Raw genomic sequence first — 18,593 nt, forward strand, 5'->3', positions numbered from 1 at the left:
TTAGGAGCTTTTTTTATGCAATGAATTTATCATACTGGGAAATAAAAACTTGGTTATCTAATGTAGACTTTACTGTCATCGGCAGTGGTATAGTTGGTTTAAGCTGTGCTTTAGAATTGCGACGAAAGCATCCAAAGGCCAAAATCATAGTTCTGGAAAAAGGAATGTTACCGCAAGGAGCAAGTACCAAAAATGCAGGATTTGCTTGTTTTGGAAGTCTTAGTGAAATCATTGACGACTTACAATATCATTCAGAAGAGGAGGTTTTAGACCTAGTTTCCAAACGAATCAAAGGCCTAAAACTACTTCGAGAAACCTTAGGTGATAAAAAAATAGACTATAAACCGTTTGGTGGCTATGAGCTGTTTATAAAAAAAGATCTCGAGCTCTATGAAACATGTTTAGATAGGCAAGATGATATCAATGCCTTATTAAAACCGATTTTTAATACCGATGTGTTTTCAATTAAACCTAACAAATTTGGGTTTAACCATATTGCAGATCAATTAAGTTTCAACAAGTTTGAAGGTCAAATAGATACAGGAAAAATGATGGATACGCTTATCAAAAAAGCCTACAAATCTAGTATCAAAATTTTGAATAATTGCCATGTTAAAAATGTCAGTGATGACAATGGAAAAGCTCGTATTCAAACAGACATTTTTGAGTTTAAATCCAATAAAGCTCTAATTGCAACTAATGGTTTTGCATCAAAGCTAATAACCGAAAAAGTAAAACCAGCGAGAGCACAAGTTTTAATAACAAAACCTATTAAAAACCTTCAAATACAAGGAACATTTCATTTAGATAAAGGCTATTATTATTTCAGGAATATCGACAATAGAATTCTATTTGGAGGAGGCAGAAATATGGATTTTAAAGGCGAGGAAACAATGGATTTTGGCCAAACAGATCAAGTTCAAAATAAATTAGAAGAACTCTTAGGGTCTACAATTATTCCTGGCGTCGATTTCGAAATAGATCATCGTTGGGCGGGAATTATGGGAGTGGGTAAACAGAAAAAATCAATTGTAAAACAATTGAGTGGTAATGTTTATTGTGGTGTAAGGCTAGGAGGTATGGGAGTTGCAATTGGGAGTTTGGTAGGTAAGGACTTGGCAAACCTTATAGAATGAGTATTAAGCAAAAACTGTATAGTAAATGTGAAGATGCTTTAAACCGTCGTTTGGAAGTTTTACAGCAAGCTATTTCAGATATTCAGAATAATCTTCAATCAGAAACAAAAAGCTCTGTAGGTGATAAGCACGAAACAGGAAGAGCTATGCTTCAACTAGAAAGAGAAAAAGCAGGTCAACAACTTGCAGACATTCAAAAGCAATTTGAATTACTTCATAAAATAAACCCAGAAACTAATCAAACCACCATCGCTTTAGGCGCTGTGGTTTATACCTCTCAATCTCAATATTTCTTAGCCTTAAGCGTAGGGGAAATTAAGATTGATGGGCAACAGTTTTTTGCTATTTCGCCTGCAACACCAATCGGTCAATTATTACTATCTAAAAGTAAAGGTGAGGCTATCCAATTCAGGGATCAAGAGATTAAAATTCTAAATGTATTATAGAAAAACGTTAAATCATTTTAAAGTGTTTTGGTTGTGCAGTAACTTAACAAAGAAAAAATAGTTTCTATGCAACGCCTTTTAATTGTCTTCATTTGTCTGTTTAGTTTTGGAACTGTAAACGCTCAAGATTCGAGTGTAAATTTTATTATTAAAAACCTTGGCGTTAATGTAGATGGACACTTTAATGAATTTACGATTTCAACTGATTTTAATTCGGAAGGTGAGCTGAATACTATTGCAAGCACAATAGAAGTATCTTCAATAGAAACAGGTATTGAGAGTAGGGATGAACATATTTTAGAGGAAGATTATTTTGATGTGAAACAGTACTTAACAATTACCTTAAAAAGTATTGAAATAAAAGTGGTAAAACCTAACCATTACGATATAGAAGCCAGTTTAACGATTAAGGGGAAAACAAAGAAAGTAACAATTCCGGTTACTGTTCAAAAGATGGATGGTAATTATAAAATTACGTCATATTTTGAAATCAATCGACGCGATTTTGATGTTGGTGGAGGCGGTTTTGTCATGGGCAAAATAGTTAAGATTAATGTGACGCATTATCAACATATCTAATGCAAAAACAAAGCTTCGATGTTATAATTATTGGTGGTGGTTTAGCCGGATTAACAAGCGCAATACACTTGTCTAAAAACAACATTGATGTTCTACTTATTGAAAAGAACAGTTATCCAAAGCACAAAGTTTGTGGTGAATATATATCTAATGAAGTACTGCCATATTTAAAGTATTTAGGGTTTTCCCCCTTTGATTTTGGTGCAAAACCCATTTCAAAATTCGAATTAACAACACATAACAATAAGAAGATTGAAGCAGAATTACCACTAGGAGGATTCGGGATGAGCAGATACGAAATGGATTTTCAGCTCTATCAACTAGTACTAGAGCAAGGCGTTTCAGTATTGGAGGATGTTGCTATTGACGTTTCTTTTGAAGGTGATGAATTTCAAGTTAAAACGAAATTAAATCAAATTTTCACTTCAAAAATCACCATTGGCGCCTTTGGAAAACGATCTAATTTAGATGTTAAGTTTCAGCGCTCATTTATTAAAAAGAAATCACCATATCTAGGTGTAAAAATTCACGTATCTGGAAATTTTCCAGAAGACAAAGTAGCACTTCACAATTTTAAAGGTGGTTACTGTGGCGTGTCTAAAGTTGAAAATGGCCACATCAATTTATGTTATATTGCTAACTACGAAGCATTTAAAACATATAAGGATATAGAAACATTTCAAGAAAATGTGGTATATAAAAATAAGGCTTTAAAGAACGTATTTGATGGGTCAAAAGCTCAATTTGAAAAACCCTTAACAATTAGTCAGATTTCTTTTGAAACTAAAAGCCCTATTGAGAACCATATGATAATGTGTGGTGATTCTGCAGGAATGATTCATCCGCTTTGTGGAAACGGAATGGGCATGGCTATAAGAAGCGCACAATTAGCATCTGACCTTATAATTGACTATCTTCAAAATAAAATAACAGCTCGAACAGAATTAGAGCGAAAGTATTCTAAGAACTGGAAAAAAACCTTTAGTCTTAGATTAAAAGCAGGCCATAGCATTGCCTATTTGTTTAGGCAAGATTGGTTAGCACCAAAATTACTTGTAGTTTTAAGACGATTACCATTTTTGGTACCATTAATTATAAAAATGACACACGGAAACCCGATGAAAGTTTAATGAGCTTATTTGTTGACACAACATACAGAAGTACCGCAATAGAACTCATGGATGACTTTTCCATGAAAGGCGAATTACTTCGCGACACACTCGATAAGTTGGGTAAGATCAATAAATGGCTTGGTGGAAACCATGTGACTTTAGATGGTCTAAAGCAATTACTAAAAAATCAACCCAAGGAAAAAATCTACACTATTATTGATTTAGGTTGCGGTCATGGTGATATATTGAGATTGGTTGCGGAATACGGTAGAAAACAGGATTATTCGTTTAACTTAATTGGTGTAGATGCTAACCAGGATGCTATTGATTATGCGGTTGAGTTATCTGAAGATTATGATGAGCTGTCGTTTAAAAACTTAGATATTTTCTCTGAAGAATTTCAAAGATTAGACTATGATATTGTGTTGTCTACTCTGTTCTTGCATCATTTTAATCAAGATGAAATTCATAAACTTTTAAATACGACAATGTCAAAAGCAAAACACGGTATTGTTGTAAATGATTTACATCGTAGCAAAATAGCCTATGGTTTATTTAAATTATTAGGCTTGGTGATTTCAAACCACATGATAGTACAAGATGGATTAATTTCAATTTTAAGAGCATTTAAACGTAAAGAATTGGAGAGTATCTCGAAGCAGTTAAATCTTAAATCGCAAATTCGTTGGAAATGGGCATTCCGTTACCAATGGCTAATTAAAACCTAAATGGCAGTAAGAATAACATCGGTTGCAAAACAACTTCCAAAATATACGAGAGAAACCAAAGATATTTTACCTTTTGTAGAACTTTGGTTAGAAGGACAAGAGGAGCGTTTTAAGCGAAAAGTCCTTAAGATTTTTGAAAACGCAGCTGTAGATAAGCGGTATTCTATAATGGATGCAGAAGAAGTGTTTTTAAATACCTCTTTTGAAGAAAAGAATGATATTTATACTAGAGAATCTATAAAGTTGGCAGAAAAAAGTTTGCTTAAAGCTTTAGACAAAGCCAATTTAGAGCCAACAGATATAGACTATATTATTACAGTAAGTTGCACAGGCATAATGATTCCTTCTTTAGACGCATATCTAATCAATCGGCTAAAGTTGAAACAGGATATCGTTCGTTTACCAGTAACAGAAATGGGATGTGCAGCCGGAGTTTCAGGAATTTTATATGCAAAGAATTTCTTAAAGGCAAACCCCAACAAACGCGCTGTTGTTATTGCGGTAGAATCGCCAACAGCAACATTTCAACTCAATGATTATTCCATGGTAAATATTGTGAGTGCTGCTATTTTTGGAGATGGTTGTGCTAGTGTCATTTTATCGTCATACGAAGATGAGGATGGTCCAGAAATTATGGACGAAGCCATGTATCATTTCTTTGATGCTGAGCATATGATGGGATTTAAACTTAGGAATACAGGATTGCAGATGGTTTTAGATCAATCAGTACCTCAGACTATAGCAGATCATTTCCCCAACATTATTCATCCTTTTTTAGAAAAGAATGGTTTAACAATTAAAGACATTGATCATTTAGTGTTTCATCCTGGAGGTAAAAAAATTGTCCAAACAGTTGAAGATTTATTTGGCGATTTAGGAAAGAATATAAACGACACAAAAGAAGTTTTAAGATTGTACGGCAATATGAGTAGTGCTACTGTACTTTATGTTTTAGAACGTTTTATGGAGAGAAATTTACCTAAAGGCGATAAAGGGATAATGCTAAGTTTTGGGCCTGGTTTTTCAGCTCAGAGAATATTATTAGAGTGGTGATATGAATGAATTTAAAGATAAAAATTATTGGGCTTTGATTCTTGGAGGGAGTAGTGGCTTAGGGTTGGCAACAGCTAAAAAGCTGGCCAAGCACGGTATGAATATTTGTATTGTACACCGAAATTCTAGGATACAAGAAGATGCTATTTTAAAGGAATTTAAAAGCATTAATCAAGAAGATATAAAATTCAAGGCGTTCAATAGTGATGCATTTAAATTAGAGAAAAGAAGAGAAATTATTCAAGAATTACATTCTCTTTTAGGTGATAGCCAAAAAATAAAAGCGATGGTTCATAGTGTTGCTAGGGGCAATCTAAAACCTATGGTTTCGGAGGGAAGTGCCGAACTAAACCAGGATGATTTTGCATTAACTATACAAGCTATGGGAATTAGTTTGTATGATTGGACCAAAGCTATTTTTGAAGCTAAATTATTTTCCGAAGATGCGAGAATTCTAAGTTTTACTAGTGAAGGAAATTCAAAAGCCTGGCAGAATTACGCAGCCGTTTCAGCAGCGAAAGTAACCCTAGAAGCGATTACTAGAAACATAGCACTAGAATTTGCGAAGTATGGAATTAAAGCTAATTGTATTCAGGCGGGTGTGACAGACACGGCTTCACTGAGAATGATTCCAGGGAGTGAAAAGATTATTAAATATACCTTAAAACGAAATCCCTATAAGCGCCTAACCACACCAGAGGATGTGGCAAACGCTGTTTATTTATTAACTAAGGATGAAGCGTCTTGGATAACTGGAACAATAATTCCAGTTGATGGAGGAGAGCATTTGAGTTAAAAATGAAAGCATCAGAAATCATATCACTTTTACCTTATCAAAAACCTTTTTTGTTTGTTGATGGTATAAATGATTTATCTAAAACTGGAATAATAGGGTATTATACCTTTAAAGAAGACGAAACATTCTATGAAGGACATTTTAAGGACAACCCAATTACACCAGGTGTTATCCTTACAGAGTGTATGGCACAAATTGGCTTGGTATGTTTAGGGATTTACCTGTTGAAAGATGAAGTAGAAAATACCAAGAAGCCTCAAATTGCTTTAACAGCTCATCAAATGGATTTTTATTTACCAGTTTTACCAAGCCAAAAAGTCTATGTACATTCAGAAAAGGTAGTATTTCGATTCAATAAATTAAAATGTAAGGTGAAGATGCTCAATGAAGAAGGAGAATTAGTAGCAAGAGGTATAATTTCGGGAATGTTGAAAGTATGAATCAACGCGTTGTCATAACAGGTATGGGAGTAGTTGCACCAAACGGTGTTGGTGTTTCTGAATTCACTGAGGCCCTAAAAAATGGAAGATCAGGAATCACATTTCATCAAGAACTAAAAGATCTTAATTTTTCTTGCCAAATAGGTGGTGTTCCAATTATTACCGACGAATTAAAATCAAAATATTTCACAGATTTACAACTACGCGGTTTTAATAGCTCTGGAATATTATACGGTTGTATTGCTGGCATTGATGCCTGGAAAGATGCAGGATTTGACATGGATTCAAATAGTGAGCTTGATTATGATACTGGGCTCATTTTTGGTACAGGAACATCAGGTGTGGAAAAGTTCAGGGAAGCGATTTATAAGCTTGATGATGGTGATGTTAGGCGCTTAGGCAGTACTGTTGTACTACAAACTATGGCAAGTGGTGTAAGTGCGTATTTAAGCGGCATGCTTGGATTGGGTAATCAGGTGACCACAAATTCTTCAGCATGTACAACAGGGACTGAAGCAGTTTTAATGGGTTATGATCGTATTAAAAGCGGAAAAGCCAAACGTATGTTGGTAGGTAGTTGTAGTGATCACGGACCATATGTTTGGGGAGGATTTGATGCCATGCGTGTGATGACTTACAAGCACAATGATAACCCAGAAAACGGTTCTCGACCCATGAGTGCTTCAGCTTCAGGTTTTGTTCCTGGAAGTGGTGCAGGGGCGTTGGTTTTAGAATCTTTAGAAAGTGCACTAGAACGTGGTGCAACTATTTATGCTGAGGTTTTAGGAGGAGAAGTTAATTCTGGAGGGCAACGCCAAGGCGGAACATTAACGGCACCAAACCCTGAAGCAGTACAACGTTGTATTAAAAAAGCTTTAAAGAATTTAGAAATAGGCCCTGAAGAAATAGGTGTTATTAATGGTCATCTTACCGCTACGTCTAAAGATGCTCTAGAAATTGAGAATTGGACAAAAGCTTTAGGAAGAAAACACAAGGATTTTCCTTTTATAAATTCCACAAAATCTTTGGTGGGACATTGTCTGGCTTCAGCAGGATCAATAGAATGTGTTGCCAGTATCATTCAGCTTAAAGAACAATTTGTCGCTCCAAATATCAATTGTGAGGATATAAACGACGGTATTAAAACATTAATAGATGTTTCGTGTATTCCAAAACAATCTATAAATTGTAATTTTGAAGTAATTGCAAAGGCCAGTTTTGGTTTTGGCGATGTTAATGCTTGTGTTTTATTTAAGCGATTTATAGCGTAACTTTACATTTCAAAATTCCGCTATGAAAAACGAAGAATTAATTGCCAAATTAAAGACTATAGTTGCACCTTATGTTCAAAATGAGGAGGCTTTCAAAAACTTATCTGAAGACACAGATTTTGTAAAGGACCTTAAGATAAACTCGGCTAATCTTGTCGATATCATTTTAGATATCGAAGACGAATTTGATATACGCCTAGAAAATGAGGATATGGAGAAAATGCTAGACGTAAAGTCTGCCATGGGCATTGTAACTTCAAAATTAAACAGCTAATGGTTGGCAATGATATTGTTGATCTTAAAGAAGCACAGAATGCTTCAAATTGGCAGCGTCCACGATTCTTAGACAAACTATTCACGGAATTAGAACAAGCATTTATCAAGGGTGCTAAAAACCCATTTTTAATGGTTTGGCGATTATGGAGCATGAAAGAAGCGTCGTATAAATTATATACCCAAATACATCCGAGCCGTTTTTTTAATCCTAAGAGTTTCGAATGTACTGTAGTTAACAATTCCGGGTTTGTAAAATTCAAAGATTTCCAATATTATGTTGAAACAAAAATAACTTCCAACTATATTATTTCAGAAGCTAGATTAGAAAGACAGAAACTGAATTCTGAAATTATAAAATTTATCACCACTGATTATAATAACCAAAGAGAGGAATTAAAATCGAAATTATTAGGTACTGTTGGTAGAGCCTACTATTTAAAAAAGAACGAATTCAATATACCTACATTAGTTTGCGGAAAAGAACAAATTAATTTAAGCTTAACCCATCACGGCAATTATGGTGCATATGCCATAGGATAATTATGAAACGACTGAAACGCATTATTCCTGTTATCATAAAGTTTAGAAATCCAATCATTGTAGTTTTGGCAGTATTAATGGCGGTTTCTGCTTACCAGACACTTAATAAACTAAGTGTAGACAATTCGCTTTCCATATGGTTTTTAGAGGACGATCCAAGTTATAAGGCTTACATTGATTTTCAGGAAAACTTTGGTTCAGATGAAATTTTTATTGTTATGCTTCCTGTTGAAAATGCTATTGGTGAAGCAGAAGTAAACAAGTTAAATGAATTGCACCAGTCCGTTGAGGCTTTACCTTATGTAAAAACAACGTTTAGCATCGCCAAGGCAAAATATCCTATTTACGTCAATGACAATATAAGATTTGATGATTTATACAATCCGAAACGTAGTGAAAAAGGCTTAAAAAGTCTGTTTTCAAAGCTTTCAAACATCACCTCGCAATTGGTGACTAAGGATTTTAAAAATCAATTGTTTTATATCCAAATGAAGCCTACGCCTACCATTGAGGAAGACCGACAAGAAATCGCCGTAGAGATTAAAAGTGTTATTGACCAAACCTATTCGGACTATTATCTTACAGGTCCTCCAGTATTAAATGAGGCCTACAGTAAAGGGATTTACAAGGAAAGTTTAATCTTCGGGATTCTTACGATTCTGGTAATTACGGTTCTGCTTTTGTTCTTATTACCAAGCAAACGGTATCTGCTTATAGCGCTTCTTTCGGTTGCAGTTCCTGTTAGTTTATTATTTGGTTTAATAACATCATTAGGATTTGCATTGAACATGATATCTATGCTCATACCCACTATTCTGATGGTCTACAGTGTTAGTGATGCGGTTCATATTATAAATATTTATCATAAAGAAGGACTCGCAAACACATCGTTTTCAAAAGTCGATTTGTTGGCTATTTCAATACGAAAGAGTTTAACACCTTGTTTTTATACAACATTGACTACACTTGTTGGTTATTTTGCGCTCTATTTATCACCATTGCCGGCGTTTAAAAATATGGGTGTATTTACCTGTATCGGTTTGGTGCTAAGCTTTTTATTAGTTTATATTATTACGATTATTGGTTTTAGTTTTATGAATTTAAATTTTGAAAAAGCAAAACCAATTCTAAGCTTTAAAAGCTATTCTCAATCTGGTTTTATTGAATGGCTAAACGGATTTACAAGTCAGTATAAAAATACTTTAATCGTGTCGTTTACAGCAGTGCTGTTATTTGGAATCTATTCTATATTTCAAGTGAAAATTGACACAAATTCTCGTGATTTATTAGCCGAAGGAAAAGCAAAACAAGATTTAAGAGCAGTAGAAGTAGAGCTTGGAGGAAGTAATAGATTACAACTCAATATAGCAACAAAAGAAGGTGGTGAAATTTTAAGTAAAGAAGCTATTGAAAAGCTTGAAATCTTTCAGAATAAACTCGAGGCAAATCCGCTAATATCCAATCCCGTTTCAGTAGTTACAATTAAATCGTTTTTAGAACAAAGAACACCAGTATTGTTTCAATCAAATGTATCAGAAGTAAAACTTAAGAGCACATTGAAGGATGTTGACACTAATGATAATAGCTTCTTTAAACTCTTTTCTGAAGATCTGTCAACAGCAGGTTTTACGCTTACCTTAATGGAAATGAGAACTTCTGAATTAGAACAAGTTCTTGATGAGGTTGAGGAAGCCTTTAAATCGTCGTTCGATACGGATAAATATGAGTTAAAAATTAATGGCTTTGCCGTGGTCTTTGCACAGTTAAACAACTTTATTTTAGAGACCCAATTTAAATCCTTTTTTGCTGCATTTTTTGTGGCATTTCTTTGCCTTTGGGTGTTTATAAAAAATTTAAAAACAACAATTTTAGTACTTATTCCAAACATTTTACCTTTGGCAATATTAGCAATTTTTATGAGCTTGTTGGATATTCCATTAGACGTTACAACAGCCATGATTACACCTATAATGTTGGGTATTGCTATGGATGATACTATTCATTTAGTACATAAGTATAGACGTAGTAAGTATATTACAGGCTCGCCAAAAGAACGCATGGATAATGCGATGCGCTATACAGGCAGTGCATTGATATCTACAACTATTGCATTGGTTGGGGGTTTCCTAATTATTGCGTCTAGCGCAACACCATCTGTACGAGATTTTGGGCTGCTTTGCGCGGTTACGGTGTCTATGGCTTTAATTACTGATATCTTTTATTTACCAGCTTTATTGAAGAAATTAGACAGATAATTTATCGGTCTATCTCGAAGTAAATTGTACCACCAGTTTTAAGACTAGTCAGATGGGTTATAAATATTGATTCTGATTTATACTTGGCTTCAATCAACCAATCTTTGCCGTTGAAATAGGAAGTTGTTACAATAGCCTTGAAATTGGACTGCTCTACAATCTTAAGTTGATGCGCATAATATATTTTATCGTCAACAACTGAAAATTCTTCGAAGAATGAAGCCACCAAAGGTAATTTTGGGTTGTTATAAATTTTTTGTGGTGTGTCTTTGATAATGATTTCTTTATTATGAAGTACCATCATCTTATGTGCAAAACCTAAAACATCATTTTTATCGTGTGTAGCAACAACGCAACTAATCCCTTTTTCTCTTAGGTAACTAAATATGCTTCTTCTAAGCGATTGTTTTTTGAAGTTATCTATATGGCTAAAGGGCTCGTCTAACAATAGAATCTCAGGCTCTTTGGCCAACGCTCTGGCCAATGCTACACGTTGCTTTTGTCCGCCGCTTAAATTCTTAACCTTGGTTTTTGCAAAAGCATCAAGTTCCACAACTTTTAGTAATTCATCAGTGCGTTTTTGTCTTTGTTTAGGATAGAAGCGTGATAAGTATTTCCCAATATTTTCTTCAACAGTGGTGTAAGGCATTAGATCAAATTCTTGGGTGACATATTTTATAAAATCATACCCAACAACCAGATTAAACGCAGGGCCTAGAATTTGTTTGTTGTTCCACCAAACCTCACCTTCCTTTATATCATATTCGCCATAAATAAGCTTTAGCAAGGTGCTTTTTCCCGAACCGCTTTCGCCAATGACAGCAAGAGTTTCACCTTTTAGAACATCAAAACTTATTTTGGCTAAAACTTTAGTTTTGGTATAGGCAAAGGAGACATTTTTTACTTGAAGCATGTTGCAAAAATACCATAAAAAAACCGCTTGATTTCTCAAACGGTTTTCTTTAATAGTACCAATTATTTTTTTATAAACTTGTGTTTTGACGTTTTTCCATCAGATTCTAGCCTAATAATATACATGCCACTTTCTAGCTGAGAAACATCAATTGTACTTAAACTTAATCTTTTATTTAAAACAATTTTACCATGTATATCAAAAACTGTTGCCAGTTTATTTGTAAGATCAGCTGTAGTTTCAATTGTCAATACATTATCAACAGGATTAGGATATATAACTAAATCGTCTATTGTTGTATCATCAACACTTAAAAAAGACCCTTCAACAATGTTATGTGTCGTATTGCTTGTCGGGTTTGGTATGTTATCAATAATACCAGAAGGCCAATAAACAATTATATTATCAATCTGTGTTTGGGACCCTAATCCAAAATGTGTGTTCAGACTACTCATAAATTCAAAACCTTCACCACTTCTCACATCTCTAATCTGAACTCCGCTTGGAGTATGAATTTCAACTCGAGCACCAATACCATTAATATTACTTACGTTTCCAACCGTATTAATTTTTACCCAGTTGTTAGAATTACCTTGATTATAGTATCTAATTCCGTTATAAAATGCATCAATAAACCCATCATTATTTAAGTCGCCAAAGGCACCATTTTTATAATTAATTTGATTTGGATCTGCATCTTCAAAAGTTAAATCACCTTTTCCATATAAAATCGTACCATTAGCGATTATATCTAAAAAGCCGTCATTATCTATATCAAAGGCAGAGCTTTCCCAGCCAGTTGGAGCAGTTGATACTCCAGCGCCAATAGTTACATCAGTAAATGTGTAATCATTATTTGGATTGCCGTCATCAGTAAATCCATTATTCCTCATCAATTTGTGATCACCAGAACTTGCACCAACAAAAACATCCATATCACCATCATTATCAAAATCACCCCAAGCTGATGACCATGTTTGCATTGGGTCAGCTAGTCCAATTGAGGCCGCATTTTCACTATATGAATCATTACCATTGTTAGTTAACATCATATTTGTACGTCTTTCTTCAGACCCTCCACATTTTGCAATAAACAAATCTATATTTCTGTCGTTATTGTAATCAATCCAAATAGACCCATAGTCACCTCCAGAAGGAAAATTGCCCAATGAATATGGGGCGCCAACTGTGACATCTGACTGATAGAATGTCAAGTTTCCTGTTCCGTCATTTATGAAGTAAACGTTTGGTTCTACATCATGACATACAAAGGCATCTAAATTTCCATCATTATTAATATCTACGAAATTTGAACGTTGAGAGAAAGTATATTGAGTTGTTGCTTGCTGAGTAAAACTCATACCATCATTACTGGCCTGCATAAACGAAACACCACTCCCAGCACCATAAAGCAAATCTGTTTTACCATTAGCATCAAAATCTGCCGCGGCAATACTCCAACTCGGTAAAAAATTCGCGTTTGGTGTAGCAATATTGATATTGGTAAATGAACCATCACTGTTTTGTTTCTGGATATTAATATTTGAAGCTGAAACTGTAACTATATCATCTAAAAAATCACCGTCCATATCTACTACTGCCATATCATAGGTGCCACTCACTGTAATTGGTTGAGGATTATAATTTATTCTTGAAGGAACTTGTGTTGTAAAGGTAAAAGGACCGGCAAAATTCGAAGTTTCACTACCACAATCTGCCTTTACATAGAAATCATAAGTAGTTCCTGGATTTAGAGAATTTAAATTATAACTAGAACTATTTAATCCATTAATTGCATTTCCTGAGCCTAATGCAAACCCGTTAGTTCCCCATTCTAAGTTCCACAGTGATGCAGATCCATTTTCAGTCCAATTTAACGTAGCGGAATCAATAGTAACACTTGAAGCATTTAAGTTACTTGGTGAAGGGCAAGTAGATCCTTGTTCAATACAGATATCTGCCGCTCCTGTTTGCTGATCTCTCCATATAACTGCATAATATGTATTACCAGGCGTTAATCCTGTTATTTCACCTGAACTGTCACCAGCATCAAAACTATTATTGGTACAAGTTGAAACCGCATTTCCACCGCAAGAATCGTAAATCTCTAGGCCTATGCTATTAGCAGAACCACTAAAACGAAAAACAACCGACCCTATAGTTGGAGCTGTAAAATTTATGAAGTATCCAAAATTGCCAACATTGTCACAAGTTGGGTTTTCATTATTTGCATCAATATCTGCCGCAACATTAAAATCAAAAGTGGTTGGTGTTGCACCATTACAATCTGTCACAACAGGAAGGTTTAATGCTGAGACACATGAACCACCAGGAGCCGTAGTAATGAAATTATAAGGCCCAACAAAGTTTGAAGTATCTGAACCACCACAATCTGCTTGAACATAAAAGTCATATGACACACCTTGCGTTAGCCCTGTTAAGTCATAATTTGTTGTCGCTAATCCATTAACACTTGTGCCTGTGCCAGAAGTAAAACCAGTAGCTCCCCATTCTATATTCCATAAATTAGCCGTTCCATTTTCCGTCCATTGCAAATCAGCTGTAGTTTCAGTGATATTAATAGCGTTTAAATTAATTGGCTCAGGACAGGTTGGTGGTGCCATAGAATAAAGTATTGGTGAAGTAAAACAATAACCATAACCCCAAGACGTGTTGTCTTGGTAATAAATTCTATATCTAAAGTTAGCTAATTGATTACTTGTGAACGCAGCAATATTTAATATTGGATGATTTAAACCGGTAAAGGTTCCGGCGCAATAATTTGAAGTTGGAGCACCAGAAGTACTAACACTGTATATATCTCCCCAGTTAACCCATTGAGAAGCATCTGCATCCCAATATTGTATCGTTAATGTTTCAGTTTGGAACACATTGAAAACATAATCAGTTTCTAAGGTTATCCAAATTTCACTAGCATTAAAAGCATTGGTTAAATTAATTACTGGTGATTCTGCAGCTAAGTCGTTGTTGGAACCACTTGTGGCATCGTCATCGTCAAAGGAGAAATTAGAAGATGTTGTTGTAGGATTTTCATAAAGATAAGTTGCATCATAATTTCCAGTAATAGACCAATTGGAATTTGGCCAACTTGCCGCTTGATTTAAGACCTGTGCATTACTTGCACAAAACATAAATACAGCAATAAAAATTAATGTAATTTTTTTCATAATTATATTCTTAGTCGCAATTAGTTAGTGAGTTTATCCATTCTTCAATTAATTCAACACCTTCATCATGATTAATTGTTCTGCCCAATAATGGCATCCTAAATGATTCATCTGTTGTGCTTAATCTATAATATAAAATTGAAAGATCGGTATCATTAGGTTTTACAATATCTGAATTTGGTATGAATTGAGTCTCAGGTTCTACACAAACTCCAATATTTTCACGATTATCGGTTAAATTATAGGCAAAGCGCATTGGTCTATAATTGCAATAGCCATTGTCTGAATGGCAATGTGCACAATTAATGTCTAAGTATGATCGTACTCTTTCTTCTAATGAATTAGAGTTATCATCCCAAGTAACCGTTGTATTAATATTCCCTGGAATATCAGAATCTAAATAACCAACACTAATTAATTTTCTTAATTGATTATCGGTTCCTTCATCATAGTCGTAATTCTTATTTATGTTTTGAGGTCTTAATCCTATTGGTGTTGGGCTGTCTGATTGATTATGGCAGGTAAAACACTCTGCTCTTGATGGAATTCTGTAATTAGTTGATTTAAGAGCCTCGCCCTCAAGCCAAGTTAGTTCCACAAGATCTCCATTGTTACTGAAGAATGCCTCGGTTTGTTCTTCATTCCATAGGTAGTTAGCAAAATCCCAACCTTCATCTGTTTTAAACATAATTCTAGTTTCTAAAATACGCTGGGTGTTGTTGGGCTGAATAGTATTATAAAAGAAGTTTTTTATAAGAAAAGTGCCTATTGGAAAATCTAATGGAGAATAATCATCAACATAATTAGCTTTAACTCCATTTGGCATCCAAATGAATCGCTTTTTCTTTGCATAATCAGAAAATAGAGGTGATATTAAATCATAAGGGATTACACCGAACGAAGGACTTAAGTCTCGTAAATCGCTTTCAAAAAAATTATAAGCAGACAGCGTTTGATGTGGTGTGCCGGAAAACACATTCACTACTGAAGAAGACGTAATTGTAATTGAAACACTTTCTGTCTTACAATTTTCTGAATTATCACAGATTGTATACTGAAAAGCATCTTCACCAACTAGATTAGGAGTGGCTTTAAATATTAAGCTATCATCACTTGGGTCATTTGAAGTTCCATTATCATTACTAATAATTATGCCCTTTTCAGGGTTTGAAAATGAAAGTTGTCCTAAACTGGGTATGTTTTGGTCATTCTGAAAAATAAATATTTCTATCTGTGAATTTTGAGCTAATACAACAGAATCGCTATTAGTGTCAATTTCAAGAATTGCGGCACTGTCATCCGTTTCGCATGAAAACAACAACAGACAAAGCGTGATAAAAAAATTATAAAAGAAATTCTTTTTCATCCAACCATTTTAATGAGGCAATTAAGCAAGAACACCTACGGATTCAGTACTCAACACAAAATTTTGGTCCCTAAAGCTAGTCTTTTTTTGACAATTCGTTGATTTCGGAATTATTGTAGAGTAAAACACCTACTGAAGGACTATTGTAAAAAGGTAACTTAACCTTTGATCTTTTCATTCAGTTTGCTAGGTAACACATCAAAACCCATATTGTATAATGTAAATCCAAAAACATCAACAGCTTGTTCAATCTGCTTTGAGACCGGAGTTCCAGCCCCATGGCCAGCATCTGTTTCTATTCTGATTAAAGTTGGGGCATTACCTGACTGCTTGCTTTGTAATTCTGCAGCAAATTTAAAACTATGTGCAGGAACAACCCTATCGTCATGATCACTGGTTGTAATCAATGTGGCAGGATATTCAACACCATCTTTAACATTATGTACAGGCGAATATCCTTTTAGATAATTAAACATTTCTTTACTTTCCTCAGCTGTACCATAATCATATGCCCAGCCAGCACCAGCAGTAAACGTATGATAACGTAGCATATCCAGAACTCCAACAGCTGGTAAAGCAACAGACATCAGATCTGGTCTTTGTGTCATAGTAGCGCCAACGAGTAAGCCACCATTTGAGCCGCCTCTAATTGCTAAATACTCAGAGGAAGTGTATTTGTTATTAATTAGATATTCCGCAGCAGCAATGAAGTCATCAAACACATTTTGCTTCTGCATTTTTGTGCCTGCATCATGCCAAACCTTACCGTACTCACCACCACCGCGCAAATTGGGAACAGCATAGATACCGCCTTGTTCCATCCAAACAGCATTTGTTATTCTAAAACTTGGCGTAAGTGAGATATTAAAACCACCATATCCATATAAGATAGTTGGGTTCTTGCCATTTAGTTTTAAGCCTTTTTTATGTGTAATTATCATTGGTACTTTAGTACCATCTTTTGATGTATAGAAGACTTGTTTGCTCTCGTAATTTTCAGAATTAAAATCTATACTTGGTTTTCTGAATAATTCAGAAACACCATTTTCTATATCGTATTTATATATGCTTCCTGGAGTGGTGTAATTTGTAAAGGAATAATACAGTTCCTTTTCCTTTCTTTTTGCACCAAATCCACCAGCCGAACCTACTCCTGGTAGTATAACTTCTCTAACCAGATTTCCATCATAGCTATACTGAAAGACCTTTGAGACCGCATCTATCATGTACACTGCAAAGAAATAACCACCAGCCGTAGAAGGTCGTAATACGTTTTTTGTTTCTGGGATAAAATCCACCCAGTTTTCAGGTGAAGGATTTGAAGCATCTACAGTAACAACCCTTTGGTTAGGAGCATTCAGGTTTGTCATTAGGTATAATTTAGAACCTACATTTTCTATAAGATTTGTGTCAGAATCTGTGTTTCCCAAAACTTCAATCAATTGAGAATTAGGCTTCGAAAGATCTTTAATATAAAGTTTATTTCCAGTAGTGGAAACCCTAGGAGTTATCACTAAATACTTGTCATCCTCAGTTACACCTGCGTAGATATAACGATGTTTTTCTTCTGGAGTTCCACCGTAGATTAATCGGTCTTCAGACTGTTTTGTACCTAGCTTGTGATAGTATACTTTATGCTGATCTGTTTTGGCAGAAAGTTCACTACCAACTGGTTTGTCATAACTAGAATAATAAAATCCTTCATTTTTATACCAAGACATTCCACTGAATTTAATATCAACCAATGTGTCCTCCACAATTTCTTTGGATTCCACATTCATTACTAGAATCTTTCTCCAGTCACTACCACCTTCTGAGATCGCATAAGCCAAGATCTTTCCGTTTTTAGAAAAGCTCATACCACCAAGTGAAATTGTACCGCCTTCTTTAAATAAGTTAGGATCAATAAAAACTTCAGCTGTTTCTGGATTACCGCCTTTTTTATATCTGTAAATTACTGATTGATTTTGAAGACCATCATTTTTGGAGAAATACGTGTAGTCACCTTCATTGTATGGTGCACCAATTTTTTCATAGTTCCATAATTTTGTTAGGCGTTCTTTTAATTGCTCTCGATAAGGTATGTTGTCTAAAAAACCAAATGTGGCCTCGTTTTGAGTTTTAACCCAGGCTTCAGTTTCTTCACTTCTGTCATCTTCTAACCAGCGATAAGGATCTGCTACTTGTTCTCCAAAGTATAAGTCTACCGTATCAACCTTTGTAGTTTCTGGATAATTTACTGAGATAGAATTCAATGATTTAGAATCTTTTTTACACGACACAAAAATAGTCACGGCGACCATTAATAAAAGTATTTTTCTCATTCTTTAGTTTTTGATTTAGAACAAATTAAGTATTGTCACAAGATAACTAATTCTCAACTTTTAGCCAATAAGGCTAAAGCCTCCTTTAAAATCAAATAAATGTGAAGAACAATTTAAAAACAGTGTCAACTAACAAATTAATTAATTGAAACACAGAAAATTATCGCAAT

16 protein-coding genes are annotated in these 18,593 nt (G+C 34.6%); 12 read left to right on the forward strand and 4 right to left on the reverse strand.

Translation table 11 applies throughout. From position 1 onward, the window contains the following. The first annotated feature begins 20 nt into the window (after window positions 1-20). The 12 genes from ACFWV9_RS04380 (at window position 21) to ACFWV9_RS04435 (ending at window position 10,632) form a co-directional block, all read left to right on the forward strand. Window positions 21-1,136, forward strand: a complete 1,116-nt coding sequence (locus ACFWV9_RS04380; RefSeq protein ID WP_411894021.1) for an NAD(P)/FAD-dependent oxidoreductase — start codon at window positions 21-23, stop codon at window positions 1,134-1,136. Continuing rightward, window positions 1,133-1,582 carry a 3-oxoacyl-ACP synthase gene (locus ACFWV9_RS04385; RefSeq protein ID WP_411894022.1) on the forward strand — a complete coding sequence of 150 codons (450 nt, stop codon included), beginning with the start codon at window positions 1,133-1,135 and terminating at the stop codon, window positions 1,580-1,582. Before ACFWV9_RS04380 ends, ACFWV9_RS04385 begins: the two co-directional genes overlap by 4 nt. Window positions 1,583-1,648: 66 nt before the next feature. Further along, complete coding sequence (locus ACFWV9_RS04390) at window positions 1,649-2,161, forward strand: YceI family protein (RefSeq protein WP_411894023.1); 513 nt, start codon at window positions 1,649-1,651, stop codon at window positions 2,159-2,161. Continuing rightward, window positions 2,161-3,291, forward strand: coding sequence for an NAD(P)/FAD-dependent oxidoreductase (locus ACFWV9_RS04395; RefSeq protein WP_411894024.1), 1,131 nt, complete (start codon window positions 2,161-2,163; stop codon window positions 3,289-3,291). The genes ACFWV9_RS04390 and ACFWV9_RS04395 overlap by 1 nt, the downstream gene beginning before the upstream one ends. Beyond that, a complete protein-coding gene (locus ACFWV9_RS04400) occupies window positions 3,291-4,001 on the forward strand; it encodes a methyltransferase domain-containing protein (protein ID WP_411894025.1) in 711 nt (236 codons plus the stop codon). The genes ACFWV9_RS04395 and ACFWV9_RS04400 overlap by 1 nt, the downstream gene beginning before the upstream one ends. Continuing rightward, window positions 4,002-5,054: a type III polyketide synthase gene (locus ACFWV9_RS04405; protein ID WP_411894026.1), complete on the forward strand. Its 1,053-nt coding sequence runs from the start codon at window positions 4,002-4,004 to the stop codon at window positions 5,052-5,054. Window position 5,055: 1 nt separating this feature from the next. Beyond that, a complete protein-coding gene (locus tag ACFWV9_RS04410) occupies window positions 5,056-5,850 on the forward strand; it encodes an SDR family oxidoreductase (RefSeq protein ID WP_411894027.1) in 795 nt (264 codons plus the stop codon). Between the two features lie 2 nt (window positions 5,851-5,852). Further along, complete coding sequence (locus tag ACFWV9_RS04415; protein ID WP_411894028.1) at window positions 5,853-6,290, forward strand: 3-hydroxyacyl-ACP dehydratase FabZ family protein; 438 nt, start codon at window positions 5,853-5,855, stop codon at window positions 6,288-6,290. Further along, window positions 6,287-7,561 (forward strand): beta-ketoacyl-[acyl-carrier-protein] synthase family protein, encoded by a 1,275-nt coding sequence (locus ACFWV9_RS04420; RefSeq protein ID WP_411894029.1) that lies wholly within the window; start codon window positions 6,287-6,289, stop codon window positions 7,559-7,561. The genes ACFWV9_RS04415 and ACFWV9_RS04420 overlap by 4 nt, the downstream gene beginning before the upstream one ends. Before the next feature lie 22 nt (window positions 7,562-7,583). Continuing rightward, a complete protein-coding gene (locus ACFWV9_RS04425) occupies window positions 7,584-7,835 on the forward strand; it encodes an acyl carrier protein (RefSeq protein WP_411894030.1) in 252 nt (83 codons plus the stop codon). Beyond that, window positions 7,835-8,377: a 4'-phosphopantetheinyl transferase superfamily protein gene (locus tag ACFWV9_RS04430; protein WP_411894031.1), complete on the forward strand. Its 543-nt coding sequence runs from the start codon at window positions 7,835-7,837 to the stop codon at window positions 8,375-8,377. Before ACFWV9_RS04425 ends, ACFWV9_RS04430 begins: the two co-directional genes overlap by 1 nt. Window positions 8,378-8,379: 2 nt before the next feature. After that, window positions 8,380-10,632, forward strand: coding sequence for an efflux RND transporter permease subunit (locus ACFWV9_RS04435; RefSeq protein WP_411894032.1), 2,253 nt, complete (start codon window positions 8,380-8,382; stop codon window positions 10,630-10,632). Window position 10,633: 1 nt separating this feature from the next. Here the strand turns inward: ACFWV9_RS04435 and ACFWV9_RS04440 are convergent, their stop codons facing one another. The 4 genes from ACFWV9_RS04440 to ACFWV9_RS04455 form a co-directional block, all read right to left on the reverse strand. Then, window positions 10,634-11,545 (reverse strand): ABC transporter ATP-binding protein, encoded by a 912-nt coding sequence (locus tag ACFWV9_RS04440; protein WP_411894033.1) that lies wholly within the window; start codon window positions 11,543-11,545, stop codon window positions 10,634-10,636. Window positions 11,546-11,607: 62 nt separating this feature from the next. Beyond that, window positions 11,608-14,733, reverse strand: coding sequence for an FG-GAP-like repeat-containing protein (locus tag ACFWV9_RS04445; protein ID WP_411894034.1), 3,126 nt, complete (start codon window positions 14,731-14,733; stop codon window positions 11,608-11,610). 10 nt (window positions 14,734-14,743) lie between these two features. Further along, on the reverse strand, window positions 14,744-16,099 hold the full coding sequence (locus ACFWV9_RS04450) for an Ig-like domain-containing protein (protein ID WP_411894035.1): 1,356 nt from the start codon (window positions 16,097-16,099) through the stop codon (window positions 14,744-14,746). Between the two features lie 158 nt (window positions 16,100-16,257). Then, entirely contained in the window at window positions 16,258-18,423 is a 2,166-nt protein-coding gene (locus ACFWV9_RS04455) for a prolyl oligopeptidase family serine peptidase (RefSeq protein WP_411894036.1), read from the reverse strand. Window positions 18,424-18,593: the final 170 nt, after the last annotated feature.

The organism is Winogradskyella sp. A2, from assembly GCF_046762865.1.
Classification (GTDB): Bacteria; Bacteroidota; Bacteroidia; order Flavobacteriales; family Flavobacteriaceae; genus Winogradskyella.